Annotated in this window: 13 protein-coding genes and 2 tRNA genes; 2 read left to right on the top strand and 13 right to left on the bottom strand. The window is 54.8% G+C overall.

All coding sequences use genetic code 11. The features are described from left to right. Positions 1–3: 3 nt before the first annotated feature. From truB to rlmE, 12 genes are all read right to left on the bottom strand, one after another. A complete protein-coding gene (truB, locus tag CVE23_RS03615) occupies positions 4–960 on the bottom strand; it encodes a tRNA pseudouridine(55) synthase TruB (RefSeq protein ID WP_100848918.1) in 957 nt (318 codons plus the stop codon). Beyond that, positions 960–1,361, bottom strand: coding sequence for a 30S ribosome-binding factor RbfA (gene rbfA / locus CVE23_RS03610; protein ID WP_100848917.1), 402 nt, complete (start codon positions 1,359–1,361; stop codon positions 960–962). Before rbfA ends, truB begins: the two co-directional genes overlap by 1 nt. Positions 1,362–1,435: 74 nt before the next feature. Next, positions 1,436–4,150 (bottom strand): translation initiation factor IF-2, encoded by a 2,715-nt coding sequence (infB, locus tag CVE23_RS03605; protein ID WP_038917810.1) that lies wholly within the window; start codon positions 4,148–4,150, stop codon positions 1,436–1,438. A 25-nt stretch (positions 4,151–4,175) separates the two neighbouring features. Beyond that, positions 4,176–5,666, bottom strand: a complete 1,491-nt coding sequence (nusA, locus tag CVE23_RS03600) for a transcription termination factor NusA (protein ID WP_038917809.1) — start codon at positions 5,664–5,666, stop codon at positions 4,176–4,178. Positions 5,667–5,687: 21 nt separating this feature from the next. Further along, entirely contained in the window at positions 5,688–6,140 is a 453-nt protein-coding gene (rimP, locus tag CVE23_RS03595) for a ribosome maturation factor RimP (protein ID WP_013316320.1), read from the bottom strand. A gap of 218 nt (positions 6,141–6,358) precedes the next feature. Beyond that, positions 6,359–6,435 (bottom strand) — tRNA-Met (locus tag CVE23_RS03590). A gap of 59 nt (positions 6,436–6,494) precedes the next feature. Further along, positions 6,495–6,581, bottom strand: a tRNA-Leu gene (locus CVE23_RS03585). Positions 6,582–6,636: 55 nt separating this feature from the next. Then, the gene (secG, locus tag CVE23_RS03580) at positions 6,637–6,972 is read right to left on the bottom strand and encodes a preprotein translocase subunit SecG (protein ID WP_038662423.1); all 336 of its coding nucleotides are present in this window, start codon (positions 6,970–6,972) and stop codon (positions 6,637–6,639) included. 299 nt (positions 6,973–7,271) lie between these two features. Beyond that, entirely contained in the window at positions 7,272–8,609 is a 1,338-nt protein-coding gene (glmM, locus tag CVE23_RS03575; RefSeq protein ID WP_100848916.1) for a phosphoglucosamine mutase, read from the bottom strand. An 8-nt stretch (positions 8,610–8,617) separates the two neighbouring features. Continuing rightward, positions 8,618–9,451 (bottom strand): dihydropteroate synthase, encoded by an 834-nt coding sequence (gene folP, locus CVE23_RS03570; protein ID WP_038917807.1) that lies wholly within the window; start codon positions 9,449–9,451, stop codon positions 8,618–8,620. 107 nt (positions 9,452–9,558) lie between these two features. Then, complete coding sequence (ftsH, locus tag CVE23_RS03565) at positions 9,559–11,511, bottom strand: ATP-dependent zinc metalloprotease FtsH (protein ID WP_071605151.1); 1,953 nt, start codon at positions 11,509–11,511, stop codon at positions 9,559–9,561. A gap of 47 nt (positions 11,512–11,558) precedes the next feature. Next, the gene (rlmE, locus tag CVE23_RS03560; protein WP_038662433.1) at positions 11,559–12,188 is read right to left on the bottom strand and encodes a 23S rRNA (uridine(2552)-2'-O)-methyltransferase RlmE; all 630 of its coding nucleotides are present in this window, start codon (positions 12,186–12,188) and stop codon (positions 11,559–11,561) included. 158 nt (positions 12,189–12,346) lie between these two features. Between rlmE and yhbY the strand changes: the two genes are divergently transcribed. Beyond that, positions 12,347–12,640, top strand: a complete 294-nt coding sequence (yhbY, locus tag CVE23_RS03555) for a ribosome assembly RNA-binding protein YhbY (protein ID WP_013316313.1) — start codon at positions 12,347–12,349, stop codon at positions 12,638–12,640. 125 nt (positions 12,641–12,765) lie between these two features. On the opposite strand, the gene greA is transcribed toward yhbY, so the two are convergent. Next, the gene (greA, locus tag CVE23_RS03550; protein WP_019843796.1) at positions 12,766–13,242 is read right to left on the bottom strand and encodes a transcription elongation factor GreA; all 477 of its coding nucleotides are present in this window, start codon (positions 13,240–13,242) and stop codon (positions 12,766–12,768) included. A gap of 216 nt (positions 13,243–13,458) precedes the next feature. Here greA and dacB point away from each other — a divergent pair, with 216 nt between their 5' ends. Beyond that, positions 13,459–14,892 carry a serine-type D-Ala-D-Ala carboxypeptidase gene (gene dacB, locus CVE23_RS03545; RefSeq protein ID WP_100848915.1) on the top strand — a complete coding sequence of 478 codons (1,434 nt, stop codon included), beginning with the start codon at positions 13,459–13,461 and terminating at the stop codon, positions 14,890–14,892. Positions 14,893–14,946 lie beyond the last annotated feature (54 nt).

The following is a 14,946-nucleotide window of genomic DNA, read 5'->3' as shown; positions in this document are numbered from 1 at the left end:
CGCTCAGGCATCCGTCGGCACAGGGTTTTCTACTACCAGACGACGCGGCGCGACCCGACCTTCGTCATCGATTTCCCCCATACCGATAAACCGGCGCGCGTCACCCTCGGTAATGCGCACCATACCGTTAGCCGGCGTAGCGGCAGCACGCACCGCTTGCCCCAGCTTGAGATAACCCGCCACCACCGGCGACAGATTAACTTCCGGAAACGCCTGCACAGCGGTATCCATCGGCAACAGCAGCACATCCAGCAATTCGCCGATCGGCTGCTCCTGCGCTTCCGCCTGTTCACGCAACGCCTGCAACTGCTCCAGAGTCACCATCCGCTCGATCGGATAAGTCGCCACCTGCAACCGGCGCAGGTAAATCACATGGGCGCCACACCCCAGCTTCTCGCCCAGATCATCAATGATGGTGCGGATGTAAGTTCCCTTGGAACAATGGATTTCCAGTTCCAGCTCATCCCCTTCCCAGCGGATAAACTGCAACTCATACACCGTGATATCACGCGCTTCACGCGGCACGGTCAGCCCCTGACGCGCATATTCGTACAGCGGGCGACCCTGATATTTCAGCGCGGAATACATCGACGGCACCTGTTGGGTATCGCCGCGAAAGCTGTCCAGCGCCGGCATCAGCAGATCATGGGTAAAGGCTACCGGGCGCTCCTGAATCACATTGCCGTCGGCATCCGAAGTATCCGTACGCTGCCCCAGACGAGCTATCACTCGGTAGCGTTTATCGGCATCCAGCAGGTACTGGGAAAACTTGGTCGCCTCACCCAGACATATCGGCAACATGCCGGTTGCCAGCGGGTCCAGCGCGCCGGTATGCCCGGCTTTATTGGCATTAAAGAGGCGTTTTACCTTCTGCAGCACATCGTTGGACGATGCTCCTTGCGGTTTATCCAGCAGCAAAACGCCGTGGATATCCCGGCCGCGGCGACGAGGACGCGACATTACCCCTCCTGCTCATCATCTGCGGCAGGGGTACGACGTTCCGCATCACGTCTGACCACGTTGGTCACCAGATTGGACATCCGCATCCCTTCCACCAGGGAATTGTCATAGGAGAAGGTCAGTTCCGGCACTACGCGCAGACGCATGGCCTTGCCCAACAACATACGGATAAAACCGGACGCATCCTGCAACGCCTTCACTCCGGCTTTGACCTGCTCCGGTTCGTTGTCATTCAGAAAGGTCACAAATACTTTGGCGTAAGCCAAATCGCGCGACACTTCCACGCCGGATACCGTCGCCATGCCCACACGCGGATCTTTCACTTCACGCTGAATGATAATGGCGATTTCTTTTTGCATTTCCTGAGCCACACGCTGCGTGCGGCTGAATTCTTTTGCCATGATGAATCCTCAGAGAAAAATCGGGGGGCACTCGGCCCCCCAGCATGAAAACATCAGGTACGTTACTGCACGTATCAGTCGATGGTGCGTTTGATCTCAATGGTTTCAAACACTTCGATCACGTCGCCAGTGCGAACGTCATTGTAGTTCTTCACGCCGATACCACATTCCATACCGTTACGGACTTCGTTGACGTCGTCTTTGAAGCGGCGCAGGGATTCCAGCTCGCCTTCAAAGATAACCACGTTGTCACGCAGCACGCGGATTGGGTTGTGACGTTTCACCACCCCTTCGGTCACCATACAGCCGGCAATCGCGCCAAACTTCGGTGACTTGAACACATCGCGCACTTCCGCCAGGCCGATAATTTCCTGCTTGTACTCCGGCGCCAGCATACCGCTCATCGCCTGTTTCACTTCGTCGATCAGGTCATAGATGACGGAGTAGTAACGCAGATCCAGGCCTTCCGCCTCGACGATACGACGGGCAGAGGCATCCGCACGCACGTTAAAGCCAAGGATGATCGCGTTGGAGGCCGCGGCCAAGGTGGCATCGGTCTCGGTGATCCCACCCACGCCGGAACCCACAATCTTGACTTTGACTTCGTCGGTGGACAGTTTCTGCAACGAATCGGAAATCGCTTCCACAGACCCCTGAACATCGGCTTTCATCACAATGTTCAGCTCGGAAACTTCGCCCTCGGTCATGTTGGCGAACATGTTTTCCAGCTTGGACTTCTGCTGACGCGCCAGCTTCACTTCGCGGAACTTACCCTGACGGTAAAGCGCCACTTCACGAGCTTTCTTCTCGTCACGCACCACTGTCGCTTCGTCACCGGCCGCCGGTACGCCGGACAGACCCAGGATTTCCACCGGAATGGACGGACCCGCTTCGGTGATTTCGCGACCCAGTTCGTCACGCATGGCACGCACGCGGCCATATTCGAAACCACACAGTACGATGTCGCCCTTGTTCAGCGTACCTTCACGTACCAACACGCTCGCAACCGGGCCACGACCTTTGTCCAGGAAGGATTCGATCACCACGCCGCTGGCCATACCGCTGCGAATGGCTTTCAGTTCCAGAACTTCGGCCTGCAGCAAAATAGCTTCCAGCAGTTCATCGATGCCTTCGCCGCTTTTGGCGGATACATGCACAAACTGCGATTCACCGCCCCACTCTTCCGGCATGATGCCGTACTGAGACAGTTCGTTTTTGACACGATCCGGATCGGCTTCCGGTTTGTCGATTTTGTTGACGGCAACCACCACCGGTACCTTGGCGGCCTTGGCATGCTGAACAGCTTCGATGGTCTGAGGCATCACACCGTCATCAGCGGCCACAACCAGAACCACGATATCCGTAGCCTGTGCGCCACGCGCACGCATGGCGGTAAACGCGGCGTGCCCCGGCGTATCCAGGAAGGTAATCATGCCGTTGTCAGTTTCAACGTGATAGGCACCGATATGCTGGGTAATACCGCCAGCCTCGCCAGCCGCTACCTTGGTGGAGCGGATGTAGTCCAGCAACGAGGTCTTACCGTGGTCAACGTGGCCCATGATGGTCACTACCGGCGCGCGCGATTCGGCGGAGGACAAACCGGTATCGCGGTCGCTCATTACCGCTTCTTCCAGCTCGTTTTCACGGCGCAGGATCACTTTATGACCCATTTCTTCCGCTACCAGCTGCGCGGTTTCCTGATCGATAACCTGGTTGATGGTGGCCATCGCGCCCAGTTTCATCATGGCCTTGATGACCTGAGAACCTTTGACGGCCATCTTGTTCGCCAGCTCGGCCACAGTAATGGTTTCGCCAATCACCACGTCGCGGTTGACCGCCTGCACAGGCTTATTGAAGCCCTGCTGCAGGGTACTCGGCTTACGCTTGCCTTTACCGCCGCGAGTCACCGCACGGGCTTCTTCGCGATCGGCCTTCGATTCAGACAGACGGCTGCCTTTTTTCTGTTTGGTAACCTTGCTGCCGCGACCGCGACCGCGACGATCGCCTTCCACCTGACGATCATTCTCATCTTCCGCTTCACGCGCGTGATGGGAGGTGGTTACGTGGTAATCCGCGTCTTCGGTTTCATCGCCTTCTTTTTCCCAACGTCCGGCATTTTCTTCTGCCATCTGGCGAGCCTCTTCTGCGATACGACGAGCTTCTTCCTCGACCTTACGACGAGCCGATTCTTCCGCCTTACGCTTGAGCTCAGCCGCTTCCGCTTCGCGACGCGCTTTCTCAGCCTGAGCTGGTTTAGTCATACTATCGTTTTGTTGGTTGCTCACTTTCTCTTTTTCCGCTACGTCACGCTTAGCTTTTTCAGCGGCCTCACGTTTGGCTTGCTCTTCAGCAACAGCGCGCTTTGCCTTCTCTTCTTCCTCACGTTTGGCCTTTTCTTCGGCCTCGCGTTTGGCTTGATCTTCGGCTGCGCGTTGCGCCTGTTCTTCCGCTTCACGCCGTGCCTGCTCTTCCTCAGCCGCAGCCTGCTGCTCGTCGTGAGGATCGCGTTTTACATAGGTGCGCTTCTTGCGGACTTCGATCTGCACCGATTTACTCTTACCACCGGTGCTGGGGATATTTAAAGTGCTACGTGTTTTACGCTGCAGTGTCAATTTTCCCGGCGCGCCGCCGCGGTCGCGGTTCAGGTGCGCCAGCAGTGTTTCTTTTTCATTCTGAGTCACAGAGTCCGATGCAGACTTGGTGATTCCCGCATCAGCAAACTGCTGTATCAGGCGGTCAACCGGCGTCTGGATCTCTGCGGCCAGTGATTTTAGGGTTACATCTGTCATGCTGTTCCTTTCCTGCTACAGTTCGTTATTCGTTACTGCCACCAAACCAACAGATATTACGTGCAGCCATAATCAGCTCGCCGGCTTGTGTTTCATCAAGCCCTTCAATATCTGCCAGGTCGTCGACGCCCTGCTCAGCAAGATCTTCCAGCGTGCAAACACCGCGCGCGGCCAGTTTAAACGCCAGCTCGCGGGACAGACCAGATAAATTGAGCAAATCTTCCGCTGGCTGACCACTGCCGCGGTTTTCTTCATTCGCCAGAGCCAGCGTGGTCAGCGCCGCTTTTGCCCGTTCGCGCAGAGCTTCGATGGTTTCTTCATCCAGACCATCGATCTCCTGCAGCTCATGGATTGGCACATAAGCCAGTTCTTCCAGCGAAGAGAAGCCTTCTTCAACCAGCGCCGTCGCGAATTCTTCGTCAATATCCAGGTGCTTGGTGAAAATATCGATGGCGGCATGAGCCTCTGCCTGGTGTTTCGCCTGCAGATCTTCAATCGTCATCACGTTCAGTTCCCAACCGCTCAGTTGAGAAGCCAGACGAACGTTCTGACCGTTGCGACCGATAGCCTGCGCCAGATTGCCGGCTTCAACCGCGATGTCCATAGTGTGTTTGTCTTCATCAACTACAATGGACGCCACATCGGCCGGCGCCATGGCGTTAATGACAAACTGCGCCGGATTATCGTCCCACAGAACGATATCGATACGCTCGCCGCCCAGTTCGCTGGATACCGCCTGAACGCGCGCGCCGCGCATCCCCACGCATGCACCGACCGGATCAATACGCTTGTCGTTGGTTTTGACCGCGATCTTGGCGCGGGAACCCGGATCACGGGCTGCAGCTTTGATCTCAATAACTTCTTCGCCGATTTCCGGCACTTCGATACGGAACAATTCAATCAGCATTTCAGGGCGGGAACGGCTCACAAACAGCTGTGCCCCACGCGCTTCCGGACGAACGGCATACAGGACGCCGCGAATACGGTCGCCCGGGCGGAAGTTCTCACGCGGCAGCATGTCTTCACGGCCGATCACAGCTTCAGCATTGCTGCCCAAATCCAGCGTGATGTTATCGCGGTTAACTTTTTTGACCACGCCGGTGACGATCTCGCCTTCCTGTTCACGGAACTGGTCAACCACCATGGCGCGCTCGGCTTCACGCACTTTCTGCACGATAACCTGCTTGGCGGTCTGAGTGGTGATGCGGTCGAAAGTTACGGATTCGATCTGATCTTCGATGTAGCCACCCAGTTCCACGCTTGGCTCTTCAAATTGCGCCGCTTCCAGGGTGATTTCACGTGTCGGCTGGGTGACTTCGTTCACGACCTGCCAACGACGGAAGGTATCGAAATCGCCGGTTTTGCGATCGATACAGACACGAACATCAATTTCCTGCTCGTATTTTTTCTTGGTCGCTGTCGCCAGTGCAGTCTCCAGCGCTTCAAAAATCTTTTCACGCGGCACGGCTTTTTCATTGGAAACCGCTTCAACAACAGCCAGAATCTCTTTATTCATCCTAGTTGCCTCATCCAAACTTTAAAAGTGGGGTACCAGGTTCGCCTTCTGGATATTGCTCAGCGCGAACACTTCATCTTTGCCTTCCACTGTTACGGTGATCATCTCGCCTTCAACGGATTTGATGATGCCCTGCCACTTACGGCGATTCTGCACCGCCATGCGCAGCACCAGGCTAACTTCTTCACCCGCGAAACGCTCGTAATGCGCAGCGGTAAAGAGCGGCCGTTCCAGGCCCGGCGACGACACTTCCAGGTTATAGGCAACGGATATGGGATCCTCAACATCCAGTACCGCACTGACCTGGTGGCTAACATCAGCACAATCATCAACAGTGATGCCATCTTCACTATCAATATAGATTCGCAGTGTCGACTGGCGTCCCCGAATGAACTCAATGCCTACCAGCTCATAGCCCAGGGCTTCAACAGGTGCCGAAATCATCTCTGTTAACTTTTGTTCTAATGTGGACAAGCCCACCCCCAAGACATAAAAAAAGGGCTTAATAGCCCAGTAATTCTGCTGTCAGATAACAAAAAACCCCGATATATCGGGGCTTTGTGCAACTGGACCCTATTTACCGCAAACTACTGCGGCATAACTACCATCAAGTATTCTTTCAGAATTCACCGTAGATAATGCGCTTGATGCAATACAGTTTATTTGAAAAAAAACTTTTCTGGGAAGTTAAGTGGTTGCGGGGGCCGGATTTGAACCGACGACCTTCGGGTTATGAGCCCGACGAGCTACCAAGCTGCTCCACCCCGCGTCCGAAAACGTGGCAAATACTACGCTGACAACCGCAAAAATGCAAGTTATCTATAGGATTGGTACCGAGGACGGGACTTGAACCCGTAAGCCCAATCGGGCACTACCACCTCAAGGTAGCGTGTCTACCAATTCCACCACCTCGGCATCACAATTGCTTTTTATCATCAGCGGCGTTTACCCGCCGATGAAACGCCCGCGATTATTTAGGAATATCGCTTGACGGTGCAGTCGGTGCTTTTGACTGCTCTGCTTTTTCGGGCGCAGCTGGCTGACTCAGGTTTTCCCACTCGCTGCCTTTCTTGCTGTGGTCGGAACTCATGTTCCCCAGAATCAGGCTGAGTACGAAAAACAGCGTGGCAAACAGCGCCGTCATTCGGGTCATAAAATTGCCGGATCCGCTCGAACCAAACAAGGTAGCGGAAGCCCCTGCTCCGAACGACGCTCCCATATCAGCACCTTTACCTTGTTGCAGCATGATAAGACCAACCAGGCCAATCGCCACAATCAGGAAAATTACCAGAAGAGCTTCGTACATAGTCGTACCTGTTATTTATCCCCACCACCTGGTGAGGCATCGCTAATTCTTGCGGCTTACCCGCGACTACCCGCCAGGAGAGGTAACTCCCCTATAAAGCGGGTCTGAATACTAACTAAAGCATCGGGTGTACGCAAGGGTAATTTGGCGCCAACCCACTGATTGAGGAAAAAACCAGCGGCCGAAAAAGAAAGACCGGAAAATACTGGCTAGCCGACTGATTACATAGGCATTCACGCTATCACACCGTGTGACAGGCATTCGCAGCCTGCCACCACCGTCGGCACATTATTCTGCCCTTAACCGGCCGCTTTTACCGCATCGGCAATGCGATTTGCCATCTGCGTCACTGTCGCTTCGTCTTCCCCTTCCACCATGACCCGGATCAAGGGCTCTGTACCGGACTTACGCAGTAATACCCGGCCACGACCGGCCAATTGCTCTTCCACCGATTGCGTGGCCTGCTTCACCAGCTCGCTTTCCAGCGGATCTCCTTCTCCGGAGAAGTGCACATTGACCAGTATTTGCGGAAAGAGCTTCATGCCGCTGCACAGGTCATGCAGGCTCATATGGTTGCGGACCATGGCAGTCAGTACCTGTAAGCCTGCGATAACGCCATCACCGGTAGTGGTTTTATCCAACAGGATAACGTGGCCGGAGTTTTCAGCGCCCAGACGCCAGCCTTTCGACTGCATCAACTCCAACACGTAGCGGTCTCCCACCTTGGCACGAGCAAACGGGACACCTAACTGTTTTAGCGCCAGCTCCAGTCCCATGTTGCTCATCAATGTACCGACCGCACCACCGCGCAATTGCCCCTGACGCAGCGCTTCGCGCGCGATAATGTACAGGATCTGATCGCCATCGACTTTGTTGCCCTGGTGATCAACCATAATCAGGCGATCGCCATCACCATCAAACGCCAGACCGACATCCGCTTTTTCAGACAGCACCCGCGCCTGCAATTGCGTGACGTCAGTAGCTCCGCACTGTTCATTGATGTTCATACCATCGGGTTCACAACCAATGGCAATCACCCGTGCGCCTAACTCACGCAGCACGCTGGGTGCAATGTGGTAGGTAGCGCCATTGGCGCAATCCACCACGATTTTAAGTCCGCTGAGGCTCAGTTCACTGGGAAACGTGCCTTTACAAAATTCGATATAGCGCCCGGCAGCATCAACGATACGGTTCGCCTTGCCCAATTCGGCGGATTCGACGCAGGTCAATGGTTTTTCCATTTCTGCTTCGATCGCCTCCTCCACTTCGTCCGGCAACTTGGTGCCGTCAATCGAAAAGAACTTGATACCGTTGTCGTAGTAGGGGTTATGTGACGCCGAAATCACGATCCCGGCTTCAGCACGAAAGGTACGGGTCAGATAAGCCACCGCCGGAGTTGGCATAGGTCCGGTGAACGATGCGGACAAGCCAGCCGCCGCCAGCCCGGCCTCAAGCGCAGACTCCAGCATGTAGCCGGAAATACGGGTATCTTTGCCAATAATAATTTTTCTGGAACCATGACGCGCCAGAACTTTGCCGGCAGCCCATCCCAGCTTCAATACAAAATCAGGCGTAATCGGCAGATCGCCCACCTTGCCCCGAATACCGTCAGTGCCAAAATATTTGCGGCTACTCATAATTGTTGTTATTCCTTCGCTGATAGAGTTGCTTCGACTACACGTATTGCATCCACCGTCGCTTTCACATCATGGACACGGATAATATGGGCGCCCTTCATCGCGGCAATAACCGCCGCTGCTACACTGCCATAAACCCGTTCAAGCGGCGGAACACCCAGCAATTGCCCAATCATGGTTTTTCTGGACATACCAACCAGCAACGGCAAACCGAAGCGATGTAATTCTTCCAGGTTCCCCAGCAACCGATAATTATGCTGCAGATTCTTGCCGAAGCCGAACCCAGGATCCAGCAATAACTGGTCGCGCGGAATACCGGCGGCGACACAACGGGCAATATGATGCTCAAAAAATGCCGAAACCTCACCTACCACATCGTCATAATGCGGCGTATGTTGCATGGTTCTCGGCAATCCCTGCATATGCATCAGGCACACGGGAAGACCTGTTGCCGCCGCCGCCTCCAGCGCACCCGGCTCTCTAAGCGCCCGAATATCGTTGATCAGATGTGCGCCGGCCTGCGCACAGGCGGTAATCACTTCAGGCTTGGACGTATCCACCGAAATCCAGGTTTCAAAGCGTTGCGCCAGCGCTTCCACCACCGGCACAACCCGCTCCAACTCTTCATCGGTACTGACTTCGTCTGCGCCCGGTCGGGTAGACTCGCCCCCCACATCAATGAAAGTGGCGCCGGCAGAAATCATCTGCTCGGCATGGATCAAAGCCGTGTTCAGCGTGTTGTGTTTACCGCCGTCGGAGAAGGAATCCGGGGTGACATTCAAGATCCCCATAACCTGGGGACAGGAGAGATCCAGCGTCAATCCACGAGCGTTCAGTTTCATGTTTTGCTTCTCAAATTCGTCTAGCCAGCATGCCCTACCGGAGTAAAAAACCCCGGCAAGCCGGGGTTGGGGGGAAGCTGTGGCCCGCCAGGGGGGCCGTCATACCATTACTTGTCGTTCAAAGGCCCGGACATGGTATTGCCCGGTGTCGGCGCATGAGGTTCATCCGCCGGCGTCGGCGCCTTAGGAGCACCGCCATTGTCAGACGACGAAGAGTTATTGCCCGAAGTCGGTTCTTCCCAGCCGGCTGGCGGGCGAACGTCTTTACGCGACATCAGATCATCGATTTGCGGCGCATCGATAGTCTCATACTTCATCAGCGCGTCCTTCATCGAATGCAGAATGTCCATATTGGCCATCAGCAATTCGCGGGCACGCTGATAGTTACGCTCGATCAACGCCTTAACTTCCTGATCGATGATACGCGCCGTTTCATCCGACATATGCTTGGCTTTGGCTACAGAACGACCGAGGAACACTTCGCCTTCTTCTTCCGCATACAGCAAAGGCCCCAGCTTTTCCGAAAAGCCCCATTGCGTCACCATGTTGCGGGCGATGGACGTCGCCACTTTGATGTCGTTGGAAGCGCCGGTAGAAACATGCTCGGATCCGTAGATGATTTCTTCAGCCAGACGGCCGCCGTACAGCGTGGAAATCTGGCTTTCCAGTTTCTGACGGCTGGCGCTGATCGCATCACCCTCAGGCAGGAAGAAAGTCACACCCAGAGCACGACCGCGCGGGATAATCGTCACTTTGTGCACCGGATCGTGCTCCGGCACCAGACGGCCGATAATCGCATGACCCGCTTCGTGATAGGCGGTGGATTCTTTCTGCGCTTCGGTCATCACCATAGAGCGGCGTTCCGCCCCCATCATGATTTTGTCCTTGGCCTTCTCGAATTCCACCATCGAAACCACGCGACGGTTGCCGCGAGCCGCAAACAACGCAGCTTCGTTCACCAGGTTAGCCAAATCCGCACCGGAAAAGCCCGGCGTACCACGTGCGATAACGGAAGCGTCAATATCCGGCGACAGCGGTACGCGGCGCATATGGACTTTCAGAATCTGTTCACGGCCACGGACATCCGGCAAGCCAACCACCACCTGACGGTCAAAACGACCGGGACGCAGCAACGCCGGGTCCAGCACGTCGGGACGGTTAGTCGCGGCGATAACGATGATGCCTTCGTTGCCTTCAAAACCATCCATCTCAACCAGCATCTGGTTCAGCGTCTGCTCGCGTTCGTCATGACCACCGCCCAGACCCGCGCCACGCTGGCGGCCCACGGCGTCGATTTCATCGATAAAGATGATGCAGGGCGCAGCTTTCTTGGCCTGCTCGAACATGTCACGCACGCGAGAAGCACCGACGCCCACAAACATTTCTACGAAGTCGGAACCGGAAATGGTGAAAAACGGCACTTTCGCTTCACCGGCGATGGCTTTCGCCAGCAAGGTTTTACCGGTCCCCGGCGGGCCGACCATCAGCACGCCTTTCGGAATTTTACCACCCAGTTTCTGAAAGCGGCTCGGCTCGCGCAGGTACTCCACCAGCTCGGCAACTTCTTCTTTGGCTTCATCACAGCCCGCCACATCGGCGAACGTGGTTTTAATCTGATCTTCCGTCAGCATCCGTGCCTTGCTTTTACCAAAAGACATGGCACCTTTGCCGCCTCCGCCCTGCATCTGGCGCATGAAGAAAATCCAGACACCAATCAGCAACAGCATCGGGAACCAGGAAATGAAGATAGAAGCCAGCAGGCTCGGTTCTTCCGGCGGTTCGCCAACCACTTTCACATTTTTGGTCAGAAGGTTATCCAGCAGTTTAGGATCGTTGACAGGGATGTACGTGGTGTAGCGGCTGCTGTCTTTTTTGACAACATTGATCTCGCGCCCGTTGATACGCGCTTCACGGACCTGATCCTGATTCACTTCAGTCAAAAAGGTTGAATAATCCACCCTACGGCCATTCGACTCGCTGGGCCCAAAGCTCTGGAATACGGACATCAGCACTACCGCGATGACCAACCAGAGAATCAGGTTTTTCGCCATGTCACTCAAGGGATTAACCTCATATTACAACTGTGTTAAAAAATAGCGTCAGGGTACTACAGTTTACGACCTGTCGCTACAATGTACACCTCACGGGACCGGGCTCGCGAGGCATCTGGCTTACGAATCTTCACCGTCGTAAACAGGGAGCGAATCTCACGCAGATACTCATCGAAGCCCACTCCCTGAAATACTTTCACTACGAAACTGCCACCAGGCGCTAATATATCCCGACACATGTCCAGCGCAAGTTCAACCAGATACATGGCGCGGGGAATATCCACCGCCGGAGTACCGCTCATGTTCGGGGCCATGTCGGACATCACCACCTGAACCTTCTCGTCTCCAACCCGCTCCAGCAGGGTTTTGAGCACTAATTCATCACGGAAATCCCCTTGAAGGAAATCGACTCCAACAATAGGATCCATCGGTAAAAGATCGCACGCGATAATGCGCCCTTTTCCACCAATCTGACTGACAACATACTGGGACCATCCGCCTGGCGCTGCGCCAAGATCCACCACGGTCATGCCGGGTTTGAACAGCCGGTCAGTCTGCTGTATCTCATCAAGTTTAAACCAAGCGCGCGAGCGAAGCCCTTTTTTCTGCGCCTGCTGTACATATTTGTCGCTAAAGTGTTCCTGCAACCAGCGGGTGGAACTTGCAGAACGCTTTTTGTTAGCCATCGATTTTCCAACTATGATTTTTTCTAACTAGTGTTAATTAAGTGCCAGCGGCGGGCAAAACGTCTCAACGACAGCCAATCTGTATAGCCGGATTGGTGATAATCATGAGATGGCGGTAGAATGGCCCGTTTTCAATCCCAACCTAAGCAAAAAAGACAATGAATCTGAGTAACAAACAAAAACAGCACCTGAAAGGCCTGGCTCACCCGTTGAAGCCGGTCGTCATGCTGGGCAACAACGGCCTCACTGAAGGTGTGCTGGCTGAAATCGAGCAGGCTTTGGAACATCACGAACTGATCAAGGTGAAAATCGCCGCTGAGGATCGTGAAACCAAGGGCCTGATTGTCGATGCCATTCTGCGCGAAACCGGCGCCAGTAATGTCCAGGTCATCGGCCACACTCTGGTGCTCTATCGTGCGTCAAAAGAACGCAAGATTGTGTTGCCCCGTTAACATTTTTGGTTCAGGTTACCCTGTTTCCCGGCAAGGTTCCATGACCCGCTGGTGAGAAAAAAGGCCGATATCGGCCTTTTTCCTTTCTTTACAATCGAGGCTGGCGCCTTGCCAGTCAATAGGAATCAGAGATATTCCACCTTCAGGATTTCGTACTCCACGACCCCGCCCGGCGTGCTGATCGTCACCACGTCATCCTCTTCTTTGCCTATTAACCCCCGCGCAATCGGCGAGTTGACAGAAATGAGGTTCTGTTTGAAGTCGGCTTCGTCGTCACCCACGATACGGTAGGTCTGCTCTTCTTCGGTATCCAGGTTCATCACGGTTACCGTAGCGCCAAAAATCACGCGACCGTTCGCCGCCATCTTGGTGACGTCGATAACCTGGGCGTTAGACAGTTTGGCTTCAATTTCCTGAATCCGACCTTCACAGAATCCCTGCTGCTCGCGAGCGGCATGGTATTCTGCGTTTTCTTTCAAATCACCGTGCTCACGCGCCTCGGCAATCGCCGCAATAATTTCGGGCCGGCGTACTGACTTCAGGAAGTCCAGCTCCTCGCGTAACTTTTCAGCACCACGCAACGTCATCGGAAATTGTTTCATATCGTCACTACCTCTAAAAAATCCGTACGGCTCACGTTACCGTCATCCTGACAATTTAAACAAAAATAGCCTCGCCCGGAACATTCCTTCCAGGCCAGACGCGTTTTTGCATTTTGATACGCATTTTACCCCAGAGTTCCACCAGGGTCATCGTTTACTTTATCCCTTGATGCGCCGTAGTATGACCACCACGTTACCCTGTACTTAATTGAGATTATGCGTTTTTTATCGATTCTGACCGGTTTTGCCTGCGCAGTTGCCCTACAGGCCAACGCCGCCCCCATTGACGAGTACACCAAATATCTGCCCGATGGGGCCAATCTGGCGCTGGTGGTGCAAAAAGTCGGAGCATCTACCCCGACTGTCGATTATCACAGTCAGCAGATGGCGCTGCCCGCCAGTACGCAGAAAGTCATCACCGCGCTGGCTGCGCTGTTGCAACTGGGGCCGGATTACCGTTTCGTCACCACGATGGAAAGCAAAGGCACGCTCGCCAACGGGGTATTACGCGGCAATCTGGCGGTGCGCTTCAGCGGCGATCCATCGCTGAAACGACAGCAACTCCGTAACATGGTACAGGAACTCAAGAAACGGGGAATTCGAGAAATCAGCGGTGACGTCCTGATCGATACGTCCGTATTCGCCAGCCACGACAAGGCGCCCGGCTGGCCCTGGAATGATATGACTCAGTGTTTCAGCGCGCCGCCCGCTGCCGCGATTGTCGACAAAAACTGTTTTTCCATCTCGCTCTACAGCGCCCCCAAGGCAGGCGATAACGCATTTATCCGCGTCGCGTCCTATTATCCGGTGCAAATGTTCAGTGAAGTTCGCACCCTGGCGAAAGGCTCCCCAGACGCCCAGTATTGCGAATTGGACGTAGTGCCGGGTGAACTCAACCGCTTTACCGTTACTGGCTGCCTGACGCAGCGCGCCGAACCGTTGCCGCTGGCGTTCGCCATACAGGACGGCGCCAGCTACGCCGGCGCGATCGTGAAAGACGAACTGCAACAGGCGGACATCCGCATCGCCGGCAGTCTGCGCCGGCAATCGCTGCCTGGCGCTCCCGGCACCGTACTGGCGCAAACCGAGTCGGAGCCGTTGCACGAATTGTTGACCACCATGCTGAAAAAATCGGACAACATGATTGCCGATACCGTATTTCGCACCATCGGGCATGAGCGTTTCAAAGTTCCCGGAACCTGGCGCGCCGGCGCTGACGCCGTTCGCCAGATCCTGCGTCAGAAAGCCGGAATCGACCTGGGCAACACCATCATCGTTGACGGCTCAGGGTTGTCCAGACATAACCTGATCGCGCCGGCAACCATGATGCAGGTGCTGCAGTATATTGCTCAACACGATAACGAATTGAATTACATCAAGATGCTGCCGCTGGCGGGCTATGACGGGACATTACGCTATCGTGCCGGCCTGCATGAAGCCGGGCTTGATGGCAAAGTCTCGGCCAAAACCGGCGCGTTGCAAGGGGTGTACAACCTGGCGGGCTTTATCACCACCGCCAGCGGCCAGCGAATGGCCTTCGTACAGTATCTCTCCGGTTACGCGGTTCCACCGGAAGATCAAAAAGAACGCCGCATTCCGCTGGTTCGCTTCGAAAGCCGCGTTTACAAAGATATATACCAGAACAATTAACTGACTGATAAAAAATTCCCTTATCTGCCTGGCAGATAAGGGAAACATACACAA

The organism is Dickeya fangzhongdai, from assembly GCF_002812485.1.
Lineage (GTDB): Bacteria > Pseudomonadota > Gammaproteobacteria > Enterobacterales > Enterobacteriaceae > Dickeya > Dickeya fangzhongdai.
The sequence above is the reverse complement of the archived record's forward strand: the minus strand, read 5'-3'. Positions and strand labels throughout refer to the sequence as shown.

Bases quoted from the DNA above. Each gene is read 5' to 3' on its own strand.
- folP (WP_038917807.1), bottom strand. From the start codon at position 9,451: ATGAAACTGAACGCTCGTGGATTGACGCTGGATCTCTCCTGTCCCCAG.
- glmM (WP_100848916.1), bottom strand. From the start codon at position 8,609: ATGAGTAGCCGCAAATATTTTGGCACTGACGGTATTCGGGGCAAGGTG.
- yhbY (WP_013316313.1), top strand. From the start codon at position 12,347: ATGAATCTGAGTAACAAACAAAAACAGCACCTGAAAGGCCTGGCTCAC.
- truB (WP_100848918.1), bottom strand. From the start codon at position 960: ATGTCGCGTCCTCGTCGCCGCGGCCGGGATATCCACGGCGTTTTGCTG.
- rbfA (WP_100848917.1), bottom strand. From the start codon at position 1,361: ATGGCAAAAGAATTCAGCCGCACGCAGCGTGTGGCTCAGGAAATGCAA.
- dacB (WP_100848915.1), top strand. From the start codon at position 13,459: ATGCGTTTTTTATCGATTCTGACCGGTTTTGCCTGCGCAGTTGCCCTA.
- greA (WP_019843796.1), bottom strand. From the start codon at position 13,242: ATGAAACAATTTCCGATGACGTTGCGTGGTGCTGAAAAGTTACGCGAG.
- secG (WP_038662423.1), bottom strand. From the start codon at position 6,972: ATGTACGAAGCTCTTCTGGTAATTTTCCTGATTGTGGCGATTGGCCTG.
- infB (WP_038917810.1), bottom strand. From the start codon at position 4,150: ATGACAGATGTAACCCTAAAATCACTGGCCGCAGAGATCCAGACGCCG.
- nusA (WP_038917809.1), bottom strand. From the start codon at position 5,666: ATGAATAAAGAGATTCTGGCTGTTGTTGAAGCGGTTTCCAATGAAAAA.
- rlmE (WP_038662433.1), bottom strand. From the start codon at position 12,188: ATGGCTAACAAAAAGCGTTCTGCAAGTTCCACCCGCTGGTTGCAGGAA.